Source organism: Pseudanabaena minima str. Chao 2107 (genome assembly GCF_051131155.1).
Classification (GTDB): domain Bacteria; phylum Cyanobacteriota; class Cyanobacteriia; order Pseudanabaenales; family Pseudanabaenaceae; genus Pseudanabaena; species Pseudanabaena minima.
On record NZ_CP159508.1, the window covers coordinates 1746137 to 1765658 of the forward strand.

The window sequence follows — 19522 nt, forward strand, 5'->3', positions numbered from 1 at the left end:
TATTTTTATACTCCCTCGTAAAATCTAAAGTAGATGATTTAATTGAATCTTTAGCAATCCTAATTTTTATTTTGTTTCAACACTAAAGTTATATTTTTTATTGCAAATTTAACTGCTGGAAAATCTCAAAGAATTTTTTGGATTGAATTGACAAGTTATGGTCAGAATACCAAGCATGAGCATTATCAGCGATTAATTGTAGCATTTTTATATCTTTTACTGAATTTTTACTGGGAACCCAATAGTTTTCTCCTTCTTTTATTTCGTTAGCAAGGGAATTATTACTTTTAGCATTAATGGGTATTAATCTATGGGCACAGTAAGCAGCAAAAACACCTGATTTGCCCAAAAAGTTAGGATTATAACTTAAGAATCCTGCGATTGAGTTTTTCATAATATCACTTATTTTTGCAGATGGTTGCTGTCCTAATTCTAGGATTGGTACATTCCCAATTACAGGGGGAGTTTTTCCAGTCGGAGTTCCTAGATCCAAAATTTCTTGGATACCTAAACTTTGGCACACATCAACTAAAGTTTCTTTGCATTGTTGATAAGCTCTTATCCTCTGGGGAACAAGCCCAAAAAGAATTAGCTGTTTTGAGCGTTTTGATAAAGGAAGTAACAGTCTTGGTTCACCAATATTAGAAAAAACTGGCAAAACGCGTATTTGAGGGTGCTTCCCGTTACTTAGCTTAATAAGAGTATCAGCATAGTTTTGATTATTAGTAATACAGCTATCACTTAATTGAGATAATCTGAAAACCAAATTTTTTTGTAGAGGAGAAAGCCAAAATGAACTTGTCCAAGGTGGAGTTCCAGATGTAAAAACCTCATGAAACATGGTGATCAGAGATCTCTGTGGATATAAACTCTTCCAACGCTGTAAACCCTCAATTAGCCAGATGGGGCAGCCTCGCTTAGCATAGCCATAACCCACATAATGCAATAAAACTGATGATGGACTATCTCCTACCAACAAAGTTGTCAGTTGATTAGAGTCACTATCTAAAACTTGACTAATAGAAAAACCTTCAATTTCTAATTCACCGTTCCATTCAGGATATCCAACAATAAAATGGGTTTGAACATTAAAATCTTTACGAAGTTGACGTGCTAAATTTAACGCATAGTCACCAATGCCATCAATCGATGGCGGAAGTCTAGAAACAATGGAATAAATCATACTGAGGAAACATAAGACTATTATTAGAAAAAATTTCAAGCAGTTCGACTTCTACTTAACTTGCAAGTGATCGGAGAAATTCTTTGCTCATCTGGAGGACTAGGTGAAACCATCTCAATCGGATAGATAGGAGCTTATATTTAAGATGCATACTCTGTAGCAGGAAATCAAGTTTCACTCAAATAATGAGATCTATATTGATCAAGCCATTGTAAATAAGTCATTTCTAATTTATCGATTGCCACATCCCATCTTAGAGCCTGCACTCTTTCATAACCAGTTTGAGCAATCTTCATTCGTAAAGATTCATTGAGCAATAATTTTTTAACTGCTTCATATAAGTATGGGGAAAGTGGTGCATCTATCAACATAGCCTCCTCTCCATGTTTTAGGCTAGCTGCAAACCCAGTTTTGCTGGAAACTAAGGCACAACCACAAGACATTGCTTCGGCGGACACTAAGCCAAAGCTTTCATAAATCGAAGGCATAATAAAAATAGAGACAGTTTTATAAATTTTTTTTAGGTCATCTTTATTTTCAACAAAAGGTATGATGTTAATCCTATTGCATATCTGTATAGGAAAATATTCTTCTTTTTTAAAATCATTACCTACACCAATCAACTTAAAAATCAAACTAGGAAACTCGGTAAGTAGATTTGATACATCATTTATCATGATTTTCGTTCCTTTCCGAGATATCCAACTTCCGCAATAGCCAATTATCGCATCTCTAGAGAAATCCAATTGCAGTCTTAGAAAAGTATTTAACAAACCAGGTTCAATTGTGGTTAAACGATCTACTTGTTGATACTGTTGATTTAACCCATAACTTCTATCATAGTCACTTTGAGTTATTATTCCGTCAACTTTATTAAAGAATATTTCAAATAAACCAGTTTGATCAAATTGATACCATTTCTTCAATTTTGAGCCATAATTTATTGCTTCATTATTTTGAGTCATAACTTTATGAACATTTGTTTCTAAACCATTGGAATGACAAATAATTAAGTAAGGTCGTTTTTTAAATTGTTGCAAAAAAGCCACGGTTAACCATGCTTCAGCACCATAAAACTCAATAATGTCATATTTTTTTTTATTGATTTGAACTAAGCAAAAAAAGAATATCCCTAATGCTTTTCGATATCGACTAGCTCGTCCTCGTAAAAACTGAAGAGGTTCATATTCATTTGGACCAAACAGATCAACTTCATGTCCTCTTTGTTTCAATCCACGAACAAAGTTGACAATTGTATATCCTGACCCCTGAGATTCTATTAAATGACAGTTACTTATAGTTAGAATTTTCATAATCAAACTTAAATATTATAGGTTTATGATTTTAGATAGTTGTCCGTAAATCTTATCTAAAAATCTAAGCATTAAAGTTAATAATAACGGCGGTTTTTGAATAGGGAATTCAGGAATATCTTCTATTCCCTGCTTTTTCATATAAAGCCTACAAGCTTCCCAGTTAAAATACCAAATATCATCTACCCAAAATTTAATTACTCCATATTTTTGAAAATACTTAAGAACCTCCGTATCTTGCCAATAATACTTATAGTTAATAATTGTTTTCATATCAATTCCTATGCTCTCCCATCCATCGAACCATTCTTGAGAAGATTTCTGTAAATTGCCACCTTTAGTCCAATCTTTAAAAGCACAATAGCTTTTCCGTCTCCTAAAGATGGGATTTGTTTTATAAACATTGTCTATAACGGAATACATCCTCCACTTTGAAGATTGTGCTGTTAAGCGAAGAATAGCATAATGAAGAACTTTAACGTCATGAATGTGAAGCTGAGGAGCGCTATCTGGAACAGGGATTCTGATACTATGTAGTTTCTTGGGATTGTGTTCAACTCCATCATCAACATACCCTAAAGGCCAAGGTTGACTGTATCTCACACATTGATCAAGTGTTAAATATAAATCTGGTTTTTCAAAGCATAAAACAGTTCCAGGCTTTGCATTAAGCATTGTTTGCCAACCTAAAGTATGAATAGCATTTGCTGCTAAAATTTCATCTGCATCTAGTGCCAAAATAATTTTATGTTCTGGAACTAATTCTCTAGCTGTTCGTAATAAAAGAAGTTGACGGCTAGATTCATCATATTGATTTGCTTCATTTTCAATTAACTTTACTTTTGAATATTTCTGGCAAATGTTTTTACTACCATCTATTGAGTTTTGATCTGCAACAATAATTAAATCAGCAAATTGACTAGTGACAGATAGAAATCGATCTAAAATCCAATATTCATTTTTAATCGGAGTAACTACAACAATTTTAGGCTTTTGGTTATTCATAAATTATTTTTTTATATTCTTATACATATAAAAATTAATTGTGTTTGACAAATATAATTAATCAATCACCTCTTCGCTTAATTAGTTTGCTTGGTACACCAGCTACTACAGAATAAGGTTCAACGTCTTTAGTAACCACTGAACCTGCACCAATTATCGATCCCTTCCCAATAGTAATCCCATCCAAAATTTGACAGCCAGAACCTATCCATACATCATCTTCAATTATAATTCCTTTTTTTGTGTCACCCTGGCTTCTAATTAATTGTTTTTTATCATTAAAGGTATGATTAGCAGGAATAATTACAGTATGAGCTGAAATCAAAACATTATTGCCAATCTTTAAACCTCCATGTCCGTATAGAATAGCAAAAGGGTTGATATTACAATAATCACCAATTTCTATATAGCCTCCATAGGTTAAAAGCATACAATACTGCTTGACAACAGTATTATTTCCTATATGCACAAAGGAATTGATAGTATCACATTGAATTGTGACGTTGGGACAAATTAGACAATCATTACCTATACATATATTCTGGGAGAGTCCATTTAGGTTAGTAGAAGGATGAATATAAGAATTATTACCAACTGACTTTATGAATAGAGAAAAGTAATAAGAAATAACTTTTTTCATGAGCCTCTTGATATTGTTCATATATTTACCTTGTCAATAACAATAAAAGCCTGCTCAGCAAATCCTCCCTCTGTACCGCAAGGATACTCTACTTGAAAGCCTCTCTCGATTGCCCAGTAATGGACTTCTTTTTTAGATGCGACATAAACTGCATCAATGTCAGTGCCTATAATATCTAGATATGACAGACATATAGGATAAGGGTTTACAAGAAAATCACCTAAATTCATCTGAGTTTTTCGCAATGCTTGAGGAAGCCGGATCCTACTATCATATAAACTTATTAAAGCGTCAATCAATTTACCTTTACGGAGCTTTTCAGATGCGGTGGAGGCAAAAGACCAGCCTAATTGTTGTGAAGCAAAACGGCCAGACTCAACGAAATCTGGAAAAACTAAAACAAGACGACCGTTCGGTTTGATTACTCGCATCATTTCTGTTAATGCACGTTCTGGATATACTAAATGTTCAAGAACATATAGTGAAAAACAAATATCAAAATATGAATCAGGGAAGGGAATATCATAAGCCGTACTACAATGCCAATCAGCTTCAGGGTGTTTATATCTATTCTGTTGAATAATGTAATCAGCTACTTCTACTCCAGAATAGTTCCCTTCATAGCCATATTTTCGGAGTTGACGGTATAAACGACCACTAGCACAACCTATCTCTAAGATGATTTGCGGGTTTAGTGAACAAATATATTTTGGCATTAAATGCCTTACTGAATATAAGTCTGAGGGGATTTCTTCTTGAGTATCTAACATGGATTGATACATTTCACGTCCATCCTGATGAGCGTAAAACCAAGTCATTTGATTATTCAAGGTTGATAATATTTCTGGATCACCATTGGTACTAGACACCCATCTAAATTTGCGATCGCACTGTTTGATTTTCATTTTTTTGTTAAGAAATAGGGACTCAAAAATCAACTTTTGGTAGAGCAAACAAGTGAACATTATTATACTGAGCAATCAATTCTGCTGTTTTATCATTAGGAACATGATGTTGTATATCTCCTTGTGGCAATAGCTGAAGAAAGAAGTCATAAGCAGGAAATGGAATATAGCTTAGAAGTTCTTTTACATCTTCCAAACGATTTTTAAAAGCAGCGCAATGAATCTCAATCTCTAGTTTTGGTTTGGTTTTTAGGATTCCAGACGCTCCTTTAAGTACTTCAATCTCATATCCTTCTACATCTATTTTAATAAATGTTGGGACTAGGTTCTTTATAGAATCATCCAACGTAACTACTGGAACAGTGATTACTCTGAAGCCATCAGTTCTTCCAACAGAACCATTCCCATAATCAGTAAAGTCTACTATTCCTTGAAAAGAGCCAACAGCTTCATTTCTAATTTCAAAATTTTTGACTTGGTTCAGTTTAATGTTTTTACGTACTGTCTCAGCATTAGAGGCTAAAGCCTCAAATCCAATTACTTGACCTGTATTTCCTACGCATTGAGCATAAAAGATTCCTGTAAACCCAATATTAGCACCACAATCAATGGCAATATCTCCTTCTTTTAAAACATTTTCTTTTATCCACAGAAGCTCTGGCCAATAATCAAACTCATGGGGGCGATCATACCAATGTTTGGAAAATAAATCACTGATTATTAGTCTTATAGTCTCTCCTGCTATACTCTTCTCAATCTCATATGGCTTAAAGGTTAATTTTTTATATACATAAACAATTTTGAGCTTAATTTTTTCGGCAAAAACACTAAAAGATTCATGGCGAATTGTATAAAGTGATTTTTTCAAAAGTCTAAACATTTTAAACATCTCCTTTTTCAAAAGAATTAAGCCCTTTATATATCAAATAAAAATTAACTAGTAAAGTGGGCAAAGAAGATATTATCCCAAATAGAAGAACTCCTTTCGTAATAGAAACATCAATAAACATTAACGAAACAATTTGAGTAATAATTGTACTTGGGATTATTAGCCAAGAATCTGTGATCCATCCTCTGGAATGGTTGATTCCCCAATTCAGACTAATCAACAAAGAAATACTTGTAGATACAACAATTAAAAGTAACTCTTGATTAAGATTATTATATTTACTTCCTAAAATCCACAAAAATATTTGCGGTAATTTTAATGAGGTGGCTATAAATACAATAGAAATTGTAATATAAAATAACATTGCTTTAAAATAATATTTTTTTAAGATTTCCATAGACTGACATCTGGCGATTGAAGGAATAAAAATACTACTAACTGCCGCATTTAATGGAGCAAAAATTGCTGCAAAACGCCCCAATGCTCCAACATCAGCAATGCCAGATATATTACCAAAGCTGCTAATAAGCAAAATTGTTATTTGTCCTTGAATACACCAAAATATAGTATAAGAAATTTGATTTTTTACTGCATAGATTATTTGTTTTTCATAAGCCTTGTTAATGAGGTTGTTTTTAAGATATACATCACTATTCCATTTTTTGATCAGAAAAGTCCTAAGCCCCGATGCTATCGTTGAACAAAATAAATATATGAAGGCATTTACAGGCATTAAGCTAGCTATAGCAATTAACACTAGACGAGAACCAGAAAACGTAATATCTAAGTGCTGGATCTGTTTAATTCGAGATTTTAGAAGAGGGATAATATACAAAATTTGTTGACAGAAATAATAATTAAGCTCAATTAAAATTGCTACAATTACAAATAAAGTATAGAATATTGATGCCCCATTGGATATCAACAAATACCCCATAGTGGGAACGATTAAAAAGCTAGCAGATATTCCCATATAATATCGCAGTCGCATTCCAGTATGGAGTAATTGACTTAGGAGGATATCATCTTGCCATATTTTTCCACCAATAGATATTATGGAAGAACTAATTCCAGTATCGGCTAAAACATTAATTACTGATTGCAAAGAATTGGCGATAGTAAAATAAGCATATTCTTCCTTGCTAAGGTTGCGAATTATCAAAATCCCGCTAGCAAATCCTAATAATTGAACAACTAATTGAACTGAAATAAATTTGCTAATTAACTTGAACCAATAAAAAAACTTTGGTGTGGTTTTAAAAATATCTTTGGTGATTACTTTTGTATAAGATTGACTTTTTTGAAGCTTATCATCATTGGTAAAAGTATTTTTTTTTGATTGTTGATTTTCATCCAAAAATTGTTGATTTTCTTGCTCATCCTTCTTTAACAACTGAGCAACAATCTGTTTTGCCCAAAATTTCAAACCAGCAAAAAAATATTGATTTTTTTTCATAGATTTTTCGGGCTTAGACATATCGGACTAGAAATCCATTAATGACCAAGATTCAAGAAATTTTACATTGAACCAATAAATTTTAAAATTATGTTTCTTTACAACATAATTTTAAAATTTATTGCACTGGACTGTTAAAGAGAGATAAGTCTCTCAAAGTATTCTGGGCAAGCTTTTCACGACCTTGATAATCAATCGCCATAAATCTTCGCTGGATAAGCCTTGTAGCTATTCATCACTTCTTTAACAACCAGTGTCGTAAATTGCTATAGAAACTTGCTGAGATAGGAGCTGCGATTTTCTTCATATAGCAGTCCTATATCATTTGTGGATTTTTTTGGTTTGTGGAAGGACACCCCGATGGGGTGTCCTTCCACAAACCATTTAGGATTGCTATAGCAGAGCATCTGGTATCTAGCGAACCCTGCGCTAAATGATTAGGGTATCTAGCTGTATGAGTACGATATAATTATTGTTTAGAGCTGTAAGTACTTCGACATAACTAAACCCCAGATTCAAAATCTGAACTGTTTGCTTCGCGGGCAATACAGGTTTTGAATTTAATGTTTAATTGTGCCTCCCTACTTATACAAACATAAAATATTAGAATTAGGATTGTAAGCTCTGAATAACTTTACCTTTAAATTAGAGTGTCAGTGCAGTAGTACTGATGCCAGAGTTGGACAATTCCATACCCCCCATGGAGTTGTGCATACCCCTCGTTTTATGCCCGTTGGCACATTAGCGAATGTAAAAACTGTCACGCCTGCACAGCTTAAAGACTGCAAGGCTGAAATGGTCTTAGCAAATACCTATCATCTTCATCTCCAGCCAGGTGAAGATATTGTGTCAGAAGCAGGGGGCTTACATAAATTTATGAATTGGGATAGTCCAATCCTGACTGATTCAGGCGGATTTCAGGTTTTCAGTCTGAGTGAGATTCGTTCCATTAGTGAAGATGGAGTCCAGTTCCGATCGCCTCGTGACGGCAATATGATTAATCTGACTCCAGAGAAATCGATTCAAATACAGAATCAATTGGGCGCAGATGTGATCATGGCTTTTGATGAATGCGCTCCTTATCCTTCTACCTATGAAGCAATCAAACTAGCGGGACAACGCACAACCCGATGGCTAGAGCGATGCATTAAAGCACACGATCGTCAGAATGATCAAGCTTTATTTGGTATTGTCCAAGGTGGCGTTTATCTAGATTTACGTCAACAGTCAGCTCGAGAATTAATTGAATTTGATTTACCAGGTTATGCGATCGGCGGCGTAAGTGTTGGCGAACCACCAGAATTAATCGAAAGAATTGTTAGAGCCACAACCCCACTATTGCCAGCAAACAAACCTCGCTATCTCATGGGCGTTGGTACATATAAGGAAATGGCTCAAGCCGTAGCCGCAGGAATAGATCTATTTGATTGCGTCATTCCCACTCGATTTGCACGGCATAGTGTTGCTCTCGTCAAAGGCGAACGCTGGAATCTCAAAAACCAAAAATTTAAGCGTGATTTCACCCCCATAGATAGTGATTGTGATTGCTATGCTTGTCAAAATTTCTCACGGGCTTATATTAGCCATTTAGTGCGATCGCAAGAAATTTTAGGTTATACCCTACTATCAATTCACAATATTACTGAGCTGATTCGATTCACTCAGCAAATGCGCCAAGCAATCATTAACAATAAATTTGTCGAAAAATTTGGTCATTACCTCTCAGAGTCTTCTTCTTTTGCAGAGGAGCGCAGCCCATGATTCGCTTATCTCTCTATATTTTTCTATGGATTACATCAATGGCGATCGCTATTTTTGCAACCCAAAATACTAATTTAGTTAACTTGAGGTTATTCTCCTTTGAGTCTATCAAATTACCTCTAGGACTATTATTAATTTTCTGCGCTGGTTTCGGAGCTACATGTATCACCATTGGACAAACTGTAATAGGTTTTGAATTGCCAACAGTACCGAAATTTTCTGTTTTTTCTGCTGCAAATAATCCTCCAAAACGTCAAACTGTAGCGCACCCATCAACATTTAAAAAAAATATTTCTAGGTCAAATAGTAATATTAAAGATGACTTTGATGATGACTGGGATGATGACTGGGGGTAGATTGTATTCGAGAATACATTTGTGATCAACTGATTTTGTTAGCTTCAAATATATGCATCTTGGCAAGTTTAACTAGGTTTATTAAATACTAAGATTTAGTAAATTACATGGTTATACTTGTTTAAAACATATTTCTTTTATGGTGTGAAGGAATGAAAAAAGTCAGTAATCTCTCAGTGATATTAGGCTTGAGCTTGTTAGCTACGGCTACAGGCGCAAATGCTGAGACGCAAAATTCAGTAACAGTTCAGTCTCAATCGACCACTGCTCCAGTGATGCAGTCATCACTACCTGTAACAGAATCGAAGTTGAGTGAATCAGAAACTATTCGAGCAATTAACACGGATTTAATCCGCCCCAAAGCTGTAGCTCAAAACGTTACTTCTGTATCTCAATTGAGTGATGTGAAGCCTACTGATTGGGCATTTACCGCTTTGCAATCTTTAGTCGAGCGCTATGGTTGTATTGCTGGTTATCCTGACAGTACATTCCGCGGTAAACAAGCAACTAGCCGCTATGAATTTGCTGCTGGTTTGAATGCTTGTTTGGATAAGATCAACGAAATTATCTCCGCAGGTTTGGCTGATAAGGTCAGTAAGGAAGATCTTGCTACACTACAAAAGCTTCAAGAAGAGTTCGCAGCAGAACTCGCTACTCTACGCGGTCGTGTTGATGCTCTAGACGCTAAGGTTGCCAAGCTAGAAGCTCAACAGTTCTCTACAACTACTAAGCTCAGCGGTCTTGCCTTCTTTAATGTTACGACTGGTTCAGGCAGTAACGTTCTTAGAGATGGTGCTGCTCCTGGCAACGCTCCAAATACGACCATGAGTGGGTTAGTATGGCTAACCCTGAACACCTCTTTTACTGGTAAGGATAGCTTAGTAACGCAACTTGCTGTTGGCAATGGTAACTCAGCTTACTCTAATGCCTATGGTTCAGCTGGATTTTTCAACACAACTGCTACCACATTCACGGATCAAACTGCTGGAGCCACAGCTAACACTTTTGTACTGCGTGAACTATCCTATACTTTCCCAGTATTTGAGAAAGCTAGCTTAGTTGTTGGTCCTCGTGTCAACTTCTACAAGTATTTTGACGGTAACCGTTTCATCTATCCTTGGAATACCACATTTAACTCGATCAACAGCACATTGCTGACTAATGCCAAACGTGGTGCTGGTGCAGTATTCATGACTCCATTGGGAGATCAGTTTGACTTTAAGATTGGATATTTGGCTGAAAGTAACGAATTTGGCGATTCGGGAGCATCAGCAGCCAATCCAACTAGAGGAGGATTGTTTGGTGGTAACAACGCTTTGACCGCCGAACTTGGGTTTAAGCCTAGTGATGCATTCAAGCTCCGCTTGCTATACAGCCGTACCAATCTTGCTGGTGCTAATCCTCCTGCAACAATTGGTGGTGCTGGCTTCACTCCATCCTTCCCCGGTACAGCAACAACGGCTGGCGGTTATAACAATGGTCAATCTGATGTCTTTGTAGCTAACTTCGATTGGTTGGTCACAAAAGGATTTGGTATATTCGGACGTTATGGATATGGTTCTACTAATCTAAATAGAGCATTAGGTGGTTCAAACAATGTATCCATGAACACCTTTCAAGCGGGTTTAGCTTTCCCTGACTTATTCAAAGAGGGCGCTCAGGCGATGATTTCCTTCGCAATGCCATTTAAGTTTACTGACAATGACAATGTGATCACGTCTGGCAAGGGAAATGGTGGTACTCAGTATGATCTTGAGTTTTCTTACATCTATCCTGTAACTAAGAATATATCTCTAGTTCCTTCTGCTTATTTCATCTTCAATCCTAATAACTTCTCTGGCAACCCAACCGTATTTATCGGTAACTTGCAAGCAGTGTTTAGCTTCTAATTACGAGGTATAAACTTCCAAAATACAAAAGGGTGTGCGATGCACGCCCTTTTGTATTTGGAATGAGAGATTGCGAAGTAACTCAAGTAGTTAGTGATACATTTGTTACAAATAATGTTTGCTAAGTTCTAATTCAGTGTAGATTTCTGTTAATCAGTTTTTTCTTAACTCGCGGTACATTCAATCTTTCTAAGGTGTGAAGGCATGAGTCCAATCTATATTCCACGTCGCAAGTTTATCAGAGGCGCGATCGCTACAGCCGCTTTTGGCGCAACCTCTCAACTTTGGGTAGGCTGTACTGAACAGGCTCCCACTAACACAGCTACCACAGGATCTCCAGGTGCACCAAGTTCACCTACTGCCGCTTTGTTGAATATTGGTTTTATCTATGTTGGACCAAAAGATGATTTCGGCTATAGTCAAGCTCACTTTGAAGGCGAAACGGCAATTGCCAAGCTTCCTGGTGTTAAAACATACAGTGAAGCAAGTGTTGCAGAAACAGCTGTAGTTCAAGAAACCATGCTCGGCATGATTAACCAAAATGCTGTCACAGCACTATTTCCCACGTCTTTTGGCTACTTCGATCCTCACATTCTCAAATTAGCACCAGAGAATCCTAAGGTGCAATTTTTCCATTGCGGTGGGCTGTACACAGAAGGCAAAACTCCGAAAAACATCGGAAGTTACTATGGCTATATTGATGAAGCGCAATATGTTGCAGGTGTCGTTGCAGGACTATCAACTAAGTCTGGGAAGCTAGGATTTGTGGCTGCCAAGCCAATTCCGCAGGTAGTTCGTAATATCAACAGCTACACCCTAGGCGCTCGTAGCGTTAATCCTAAAGCTACAGTTCAAGTAATCTTCACAGGTGATTGGTCAGTTCCAGTTAAAGAAGCTGAAGCCGCTAACAGCATGATCGATCAGGGTGTAGATGTCTTAACCTGTCACGTAGACAGTCCAAAAGTTGTGATGGAGACGGCAGAAAAACGGAAAATATTCTGCACAGGCTATCACACTAATCAAGCATCACTTGCTCCGAATGGATATCTAACTGGTGCAGAATGGGATTGGACTAATGTTTACACCAAGTATGTAGAGATGCTCAAAGCAGGTAAGACACTTATGGATGGAGGTATTCCTCACATTTTGCGCGGTGGTCTTAAGGAAGGATTCTGTAAGGTGTCGCCATTTGGTAGTGCCGTTAGTGCTGCGGCTAAGAAGGAAGCTGAAACCGTAATGGCTAAGTTCAAAGATGGCAGCATGATTATTTATGCTGGTGAAATGAAAGATAACACTGGCAAAGTTGTAATTGCTAAGGGCAAGGAATACAAACAGACAGATCCAGATCTAGAAAAGATGGATTGGTTTGTTGAAGGTGTAATCGGAAGCGTTAAAGGCTAAACCAAATAAAAGGATTTAAGACTTACTTCGCAAGTCTTAAATCCTTTTATTTGTATATCATTCATTTGAGAACTAACTATATGAATATACGCGATCGCTGGCGTTCAACATCTGAGAATATTCTGCTTCCAATAGGAGCTTTACTTGCTTCATTAGTCATTTTCGGGATTTTTTGTGCCATCCAAGGGAAAAATCCAATTGCAATTTATGGAACGATTTATTCATCTGCGTTTGGTAATAGCTTCTCTTGGCAAGGAACCTTAATTCGTGCAGCTCCTTTAATGCTGACATGTTTATGCACGTCTTTACCAGCAATGCTAGGATTGACGATTATTGGCAATGAAGGAGCTTTAATTGTTGGTGGATTGGGAGCAATCTCTGTTGGTTTATCGCTAGCTTCTTTACCCTCTCTCATGGTGCAGATAGCTATGGCGATGGGTGGCATTATAGCGGGTGGACTGTGGATTATGTTTGTTGGTGCGATTAAGTACTATCGCGGTGTTAATGAAACTATTAGTAGTTTGTTGATGAATTACATTGCGATCGCAGTGCTTAACACCTTAGTAGAAGGACCAATGCGTGATCCTTCTACCTTAAATAAACCCTCTAGCTTTCCACTTTCGGCAATTAATATGCTGCAAAGTATTCCCAATAGCAGAGTTCATTACGGTCTAATTTATGGACTAGTTGCCTGTGTGATCGCTTATTTTTTGATTCATCGCACCACTTTTGGATTTTCAGTACGCACTGTCGGCGGCAATATTCGTGCTGCTAAAATTGCAGGCTTACCAGTTGGCAAACTTACATTAATCGTCAGTTTCTTGGGAGGTTCCTGTGCTGGTCTAGCAGGGATGGTGGAAGTAGCCGCCATTCATGGCAGTGCGAATGCCTCACTAATTTCTGGCTATGGCTATAGCGGTATTTTAGTTGCATTTATAGCCAGACAAAATCCTTTAGTTGCGGTACTTGTTGCTGTATTGATGGGAGGTATTCTGGCAAGTGGAAGCGCTCTACAGAGATCGTTTGGACTTCCAGATGCTACTGTTTTGCTATTTCAAGGCATCGTATTCTTAGCTATTCTCTTTAGTGAATCTCTTTATGGTCGCTTTGACTTCTTTAAAGATAGAGAACCAGAAGTTAAGATTGATGCATCTGCAACTACAGTTTAGGCAATTCCTAAGAATCGATATATTTTTATTGGTGCTTTACAGCTCATTAAATAAAAATATGAGTTTTCTCAATCACAAATTTTTTAAGAATTACCAATTACTATGGCAGATACATCTACAACATTAGGTTGGATGAGTGTTCCTTTAGCAATCGTTGCAGGTACACTCAGAGGAAGCGCACCATTTCTATTTGTTAGTTTAGGTGAATGTCTTACTGAAAAAGCCGGCAAGATTAATCTTGGTCTAGAAGGAACATTGCTCACTGGGGCAATGACCGCATATGCAGTTTCTTTTTTGACCAAATCACCTTGGCTAGGAGTCTTAGCAGCTGGTTTGTCAGGCGTTGGACTGGGATTAATTCATGCATGGTTATCGCAACGTTCTAAGGTAAGCGATGTCGCTGTCGGTATTGCGATGATTATTTTTGGTAGTGGGATTGCATTTTTCTTTGGGAAAGCCTTTATTCAGCCTAAAGCAATCCCTTTGCCTGTACTCGAGTGGGGCAATTGGAGCAGCCTTCCTCAAGTCCAAGCAGCCCTGAAGGTAAGCCCATTGCTATTAATTGGTATTGCGATCGCACCTCTGATGCAATGGTTTTTTAGCTCGACTCGGTGGGGTTTATATGTACGTGCTGTAGGTGATAGCCCCAGTGCTGCAAGAGCAATGGGAATTTCTGTTGTGGGTGTGCGTACCTGCGCGATCGTAGCAGGTAGCTTTCTTGCTGGTATCGGTGGCGCAAGTTTATCGCTGTATTTCCCCGGACTTTGGGCTGAGAATATTTCAAGTGGTCAAGGTTTAATGGCGGTTGCTCTTGTAATTTTTGCCAGATGGCAGCCAATTCATTGTCTATGGGCAGCTTTGCTGTTTGGTGGAGCGCAAGCTATCGGGCCAGCTCTTCAGGCAGTAGGATTTGATTCTTACTATTACTTATTCAATGCCATGCCCTACATTATGACTTTAATCATCACGATCGCTACTTGTTCGCCACGTAGGACATTAACTGGTTCTCCAGGGGCATTAGGTACAAATGAATAATTAAAACTCTAAAATCATTGCAATGCAATGATTTTAGAGTTTTATGACAATTTTTAAAAATGCAAATACACTAAATACCAATTAACAAAAGTGTGACGACACTTTTGTTAGCTAAAAAACAAACCCAGTAAGAATTTCAAAAATACAAATTACTTAGCCATTTTGTATTTTGATATAGAGAACCTAATAGAACGTGAGTTCGATATAGCCATTTGCGTCGTGATTTGCAAGATGCAAATGGGGAAAAATGGTAAGAATCGCTAAGCGATTCTTACCATTTTTTGCTTTCATCGAACTGACGTTATTAGAGATCCTAAATTATACCAATTCACTAAAGTGAGCCAACACTTCAGTGAATTAAAAAACAAACCCAGTAAGGTTTTAAGATTCCAAAAATGGCGTTGCCATTTTTGGAATTGGTATTATTTATAAGATTTGGAGGGTTATGAGAGTGCAACCCTCCATGTCGCACTCTCACAATCCATTTAGAATAGCTATAGCTGTCGCCATGTTTGTTAAGACATAAAAAACAAATAGTGTGAGGCGGCGCTTCGCGCCGCCTCACACTATTTGTTTTTTGATTTGTCCTGACACAGGTGACTATAGCTATAAATAAAAAACCAAAAGATAAGTTGCGGGGCAAAACATCCCTACTTTTCTTTGTTTTTTTATACACTAATCAAAACTTTCATTGCTATACAATAGATTTTCTGTGCTGATATCTAAAAGCTTTGTGGATTATGGGAAATCAACGACCGATCGCTGTCGATTTATTTGCGGGTGTAGGTGGTATGACGCTTGGCTTTGAGCAGGCAGGATTTGATGTACTTGCCTCAGTGGAGATCGATCCCATTCACTGTGCCACCCATGAATATAACTTCCCAATGTGGAAAGTGATTTGTGCCAGTGTTACGGAGATATCAGGTGAAGACATTCGGCAAAGATCAAAAATAGGCGATCGCGAAGTTGATGTGGTGTTTGGAGGACCACCTTGCCAAGGTTTTTCGATGATGGGAAAACGCGCCTTTGACGATCCGCGCAATCAATTGGTTTCACATTTTATGCGTCTAGTTAAAGAACTCAACGCTAAATACTTTGTGATGGAAAATGTTAAAGGTTTAACTTTAGGTAATCATCGACAGTTTTTAGATGAAGTGATCGAGAATTTCCAAGAAAACGGATATGACATTCTCAGTCCTTACAAAGTACTTGATGCCTCTCATTTTGGCGTACCTCAACATCGCGAAAGATTATTTCTAATCGGTTGTCGCCAAGGTTTAAAGCTTCCCAATTATCCATCACCAATTACTAAACCAGCTAAAGCAAAACGTATTCCTAAAGAGATTATTAATTTACCTGATAGTCCAACTGTTCGGGATGCGATCGCAGGTTTACCTGATATTTCTCAATATCCTGAATTAATGCAACAGGATAAGTTCCAAGTGGAATTTGGACAATTCAGCGAATATGTAAAGCTAATCAATAATTTGGACGCATCCAACTTTGCTTATAAAAGGGAATATGACAAAAAATTACTAACTTCTAGTCTGATGTCAAAACATCAGGAAACGTCAATACAACGGTTCAGGGATACGGTTCAGGGGGAAGTAGAAAGCATAAGTAGATTTTATAAACTAGCTTTAGATGGAATTAGTAATACGCTGAGAGCAGGCACTCCAAGTAATCGTGGTGCATTTACAGCTCCTCGTCCCATACATCCGATTACGCCAAGATGTATAACTGTTCGAGAAGCTGCCAGATTACATAGCTACCCAGATTGGTTTCGCTTTCATAAGACAATTTGGCATGGTTTTAGACAAGTTGGTAATTCAGTACCACCGCTTTTAGCTAAAGCTGTCGCTTCCCAAATTATTCAAGTAATTAATCTTTCATGTACTTTAAATGAAGACGTATACATTTTAGGTGAAGAAAAATTATTGCAATTTAATATGACAGCAGCATCTCTACACTATAACGTTAGGTCAAATACTATTGAGCCACGATCAAAAAAACTCTTTAGTAAACACTAAATAAACGTGAGTTCGATATCGCCATTTGCGTCGTGCTTCGCACGACGCAAATGGCGAAAAATGGTAAGAATCGCTAAGCGATTCTTACCATTTTTCGCTTTCGTCGAACTGACGTTAAATAAAAAGCGATCGCCTATTAATTAAAAAATCAATAGGCGATCGCTTTTCAAATCATTAATAAGTCAGAAAGAAATTAAATCGAACTCACGATTACAAAACCGAGAACACCAATAAAAATGACAAGAGCATAGAATTGCGCTTTGCCGTTTTCAAAGTATTTCAAGCCTTCGCCAGTAACTACAGTCACAAAACCAGCTAGGTTAACTACCCCATCAACAATTTTGGCATCGACTTCTAGAACTTGACGAGCTAAGCGGCGAGAACCAACCACAAAGATCGTGTTGTAAATTTCGTCAATGTACCATTTGTTCTTTGAGAGCTTGTACAGAGGTTCGATAGATTTGGCGATCGCACTGGGATCGATTTTCTTTTGCATATACATCAAGATTGCAAGAGAGATCCCAATTAAACCAATACCAATTGAACTTCCACCCATTAATAGGAATTCAGGGGTAAAGCCTTCCACAGGAACTTCAGTGATTTTTTCCGATGGCGCATGGATAAAGTACTCAAAGTAGTTACCCAAGGGTGTTCCAACTAGACCGATGAGCATCGAAGGAATTGCCAAGACCATCAGAGGTAAAGTCATCGTAATTGGCGATTCATGAGGCTTGCTGGCATGATGATGACCATGTCCATCGTCAGCTTGAACTTCTTTACCAACTGAATTTTCAGCCTTGACTATAGCTAACAATTTCTTGTCAGTACCACGAAAATCACCTTCAAAGGTAGTGAAATACATACGGAACATATAGAAAGCTGTGATCCCTGCTGTGGCAAAGCCAATCGCCCAGAGTGCAGGATTTGCCTTGAATGTGGAAGCGAGAATCTCATCCTTTGACCAGAAACCAGCGAAGGGAGGAATTCCGCTAATAGCAAGAGTACCGATAAAGAAAGTAATTGCTGTAATTGGCATGTATTTGCGTAAACCACCCATGACCCTCATGTCTTGAGCAAGGTCGGGATCATGTCCAACTACGTCTTCCATACCGTGAATAACGGAACCAGAACCAAGGAACATCATCGCTTTGAAATATGCGTGAGTCATGAGGTGAAATAGTCCAGCCCCATAAGCTCCTACGCCCATACCCATAACCATATATCCCAACTGGGATACGGTGGAGTAAGCCAAGCCTTTTTTGATGTCGTTTTGAGTAATGGCGATACTTGCCCCTAGAAATGCTGTAAAGGCTCCTGTCCAAGCGATCGTGTTCATTACCGCAGGAATTTCCTCAAATACAGGAAACATCCGTGCAATTAGGAACACCCCAGCCGCAACCATTGTCGCCGCATGGATTAACGCCGAAATGGGTGTAGGACCTTCCATCGCGTCAGGTAACCATACATGGAGGGGGAATTGAGCGGATTTAGCAGCAGGTCCCATGAAAACGAGAATTGCGAATAGGGTGGCAAGAGCAACACTCAATGCTCCTGATTCCACTAATTCGCTGAGACGTTCTCCCATTTCTGTGAATTCAAACGTACCTGTAGCCCAATACAGACCCAGTAAGCCAAGTAGTAAGCCGAAATCACCAACGCGGTTAGTTACAAAGGCTTTTTGGCAAGCATCGGCAGCTCCTTTGCGATCAAACCAAAAGCCAATTAGCAAGTAGGAACACATCCCCACGAGTTCCCAGAAAATATAAATCTGTACCAAGTTGGGGCTAACGACTAAGCCCAACATAGAGGAGGTGAATAAACTTAGGTAAGCATAGAATCTGACATAGCTGGGATCATGAGCCATGTAGCCATCGGTGTAGATCTGCACCAAGAAAGCGACGGTGGTAACGATCACTAACATCAGTGCAGTCAGGTGATCGATCACAAATCCCATATTCAAATGAAATGCACCTGCTTGCGCCCACTCAAAAGTGTAGAGGTAGGGCTCATGCCCTTGGATCTGACTCCAGAGTAAGTTAATTGCCATCACCATTGCCCCGCCTGTGGCGGATACGCTGAGGATAGACCAGAGCGATCGCAGTTTATTGGTGGATTTGTTAAAGGTAATCAGCCCTGTGCCGATAATCAGTGCTGCGGCGAGTGGCAGCAAGGGAATCAGCCATGCGTATTGATATGCAAAGTCCATAGGTCGCGTTTGAACGCAAAGTTTATTGTAGAGACGCTTTTAATAGGTTAGTTTACTACAGGGCGTTCAAGAGCGATGTGTTAAACATGAGCATTGTTACTTATTAATCTAAAAATTTAGAAAAATTTAATCCTTAAGCCAACTAAAAGGGTAAGTGGCGGCGCAAAACGTTGCGACTTATCTCAATTGCCGAACAACCGAGCCACAATAAAAAATTTAAAAGCGTTGCGAAGCAACGCTTTTAAATTTTTTATTGGTTTAGGTTTAAGTGCAAATCACTGTAA

General features: G+C 38.0%; 15 protein-coding genes. 7 read left to right on the forward strand and 8 right to left on the reverse strand.

Features of this window, described 5'->3' with window-relative positions; all coding sequences use genetic code 11:
- Positions 1 to 97: 97 nt before the first annotated feature.
- The 7 genes from ABM313_RS07660 to ABM313_RS07690 all read right to left on the reverse strand — a co-directional run bounded on the left by ABM313_RS07660 (position 98) and on the right by ABM313_RS07690 (position 7391).
- Positions 98 to 1183 carry a glycosyltransferase family 1 protein gene (locus tag ABM313_RS07660; RefSeq protein WP_434687060.1) on the reverse strand — a complete coding sequence of 362 codons (1086 nt, stop codon included), beginning with the start codon at positions 1181 to 1183 and terminating at the stop codon, positions 98 to 100.
- Positions 1184 to 1350: 167 nt separating this feature from the next.
- Positions 1351 to 2496, reverse strand: a complete 1146-nt coding sequence (locus ABM313_RS07665; protein WP_434687061.1) for a glycosyltransferase family 4 protein — start codon at positions 2494 to 2496, stop codon at positions 1351 to 1353.
- Between the two features lie 15 nt (positions 2497 to 2511).
- Entirely contained in the window at positions 2512 to 3501 is a 990-nt protein-coding gene (locus ABM313_RS07670; RefSeq protein WP_434687062.1) for a glycosyltransferase family 2 protein, read from the reverse strand.
- Between the two features lie 61 nt (positions 3502 to 3562).
- Entirely contained in the window at positions 3563 to 4141 is a 579-nt protein-coding gene (locus ABM313_RS07675) for an acyltransferase (protein ID WP_434687063.1), read from the reverse strand.
- A 17-nt stretch (positions 4142 to 4158) separates the two neighbouring features.
- Positions 4159 to 5046: a class I SAM-dependent methyltransferase gene (locus tag ABM313_RS07680; RefSeq protein WP_434687064.1), complete on the reverse strand. Its 888-nt coding sequence runs from the start codon at positions 5044 to 5046 to the stop codon at positions 4159 to 4161.
- Positions 5047 to 5068: 22 nt separating this feature from the next.
- Positions 5069 to 5926, reverse strand: a complete 858-nt coding sequence (locus ABM313_RS07685; protein ID WP_434687065.1) for an FkbM family methyltransferase — start codon at positions 5924 to 5926, stop codon at positions 5069 to 5071.
- A 1-nt stretch (position 5927) separates the two neighbouring features.
- Positions 5928 to 7391 carry a polysaccharide biosynthesis protein gene (locus ABM313_RS07690; RefSeq protein ID WP_434687066.1) on the reverse strand — a complete coding sequence of 488 codons (1464 nt, stop codon included), beginning with the start codon at positions 7389 to 7391 and terminating at the stop codon, positions 5928 to 5930.
- Positions 7392 to 8015: 624 nt separating this feature from the next.
- Here ABM313_RS07690 and tgt point away from each other — a divergent pair.
- The 7 genes from tgt (at position 8016) to ABM313_RS07725 (ending at position 17032) form a co-directional block, all read left to right on the forward strand.
- Entirely contained in the window at positions 8016 to 9152 is a 1137-nt protein-coding gene (gene tgt, locus ABM313_RS07695) for a tRNA guanosine(34) transglycosylase Tgt (RefSeq protein WP_434688407.1), read from the forward strand.
- A gap of 38 nt (positions 9153 to 9190) precedes the next feature.
- Positions 9191 to 9508, forward strand: a complete 318-nt coding sequence (locus ABM313_RS07700; protein ID WP_434687067.1) for a hypothetical protein — start codon at positions 9191 to 9193, stop codon at positions 9506 to 9508.
- Between the two features lie 152 nt (positions 9509 to 9660).
- Entirely contained in the window at positions 9661 to 11397 is a 1737-nt protein-coding gene (locus ABM313_RS07705; RefSeq protein ID WP_434687068.1) for an iron uptake porin, read from the forward strand.
- Positions 11398 to 11601: 204 nt separating this feature from the next.
- Positions 11602 to 12798, forward strand: coding sequence for a BMP family ABC transporter substrate-binding protein (locus tag ABM313_RS07710; protein ID WP_434687069.1), 1197 nt, complete (start codon positions 11602 to 11604; stop codon positions 12796 to 12798).
- An 80-nt stretch (positions 12799 to 12878) separates the two neighbouring features.
- On the forward strand, positions 12879 to 13967 hold the full coding sequence (locus tag ABM313_RS07715) for an ABC transporter permease (RefSeq protein WP_434687070.1): 1089 nt from the start codon (positions 12879 to 12881) through the stop codon (positions 13965 to 13967).
- A 102-nt stretch (positions 13968 to 14069) separates the two neighbouring features.
- Positions 14070 to 15002: an ABC transporter permease gene (locus ABM313_RS07720; protein ID WP_434687071.1), complete on the forward strand. Its 933-nt coding sequence runs from the start codon at positions 14070 to 14072 to the stop codon at positions 15000 to 15002.
- Positions 15003 to 15742: 740 nt separating this feature from the next.
- The gene (locus tag ABM313_RS07725) at positions 15743 to 17032 is read left to right on the forward strand and encodes a DNA cytosine methyltransferase (protein ID WP_434687072.1); all 1290 of its coding nucleotides are present in this window, start codon (positions 15743 to 15745) and stop codon (positions 17030 to 17032) included.
- A gap of 193 nt (positions 17033 to 17225) precedes the next feature.
- On the opposite strand, the gene ABM313_RS07730 is transcribed toward ABM313_RS07725, so the two are convergent.
- Complete coding sequence (locus ABM313_RS07730) at positions 17226 to 19238, reverse strand: NAD(P)H-quinone oxidoreductase subunit 5 (protein ID WP_434687073.1); 2013 nt, start codon at positions 19236 to 19238, stop codon at positions 17226 to 17228.
- Positions 19239 to 19522 lie beyond the last annotated feature (284 nt).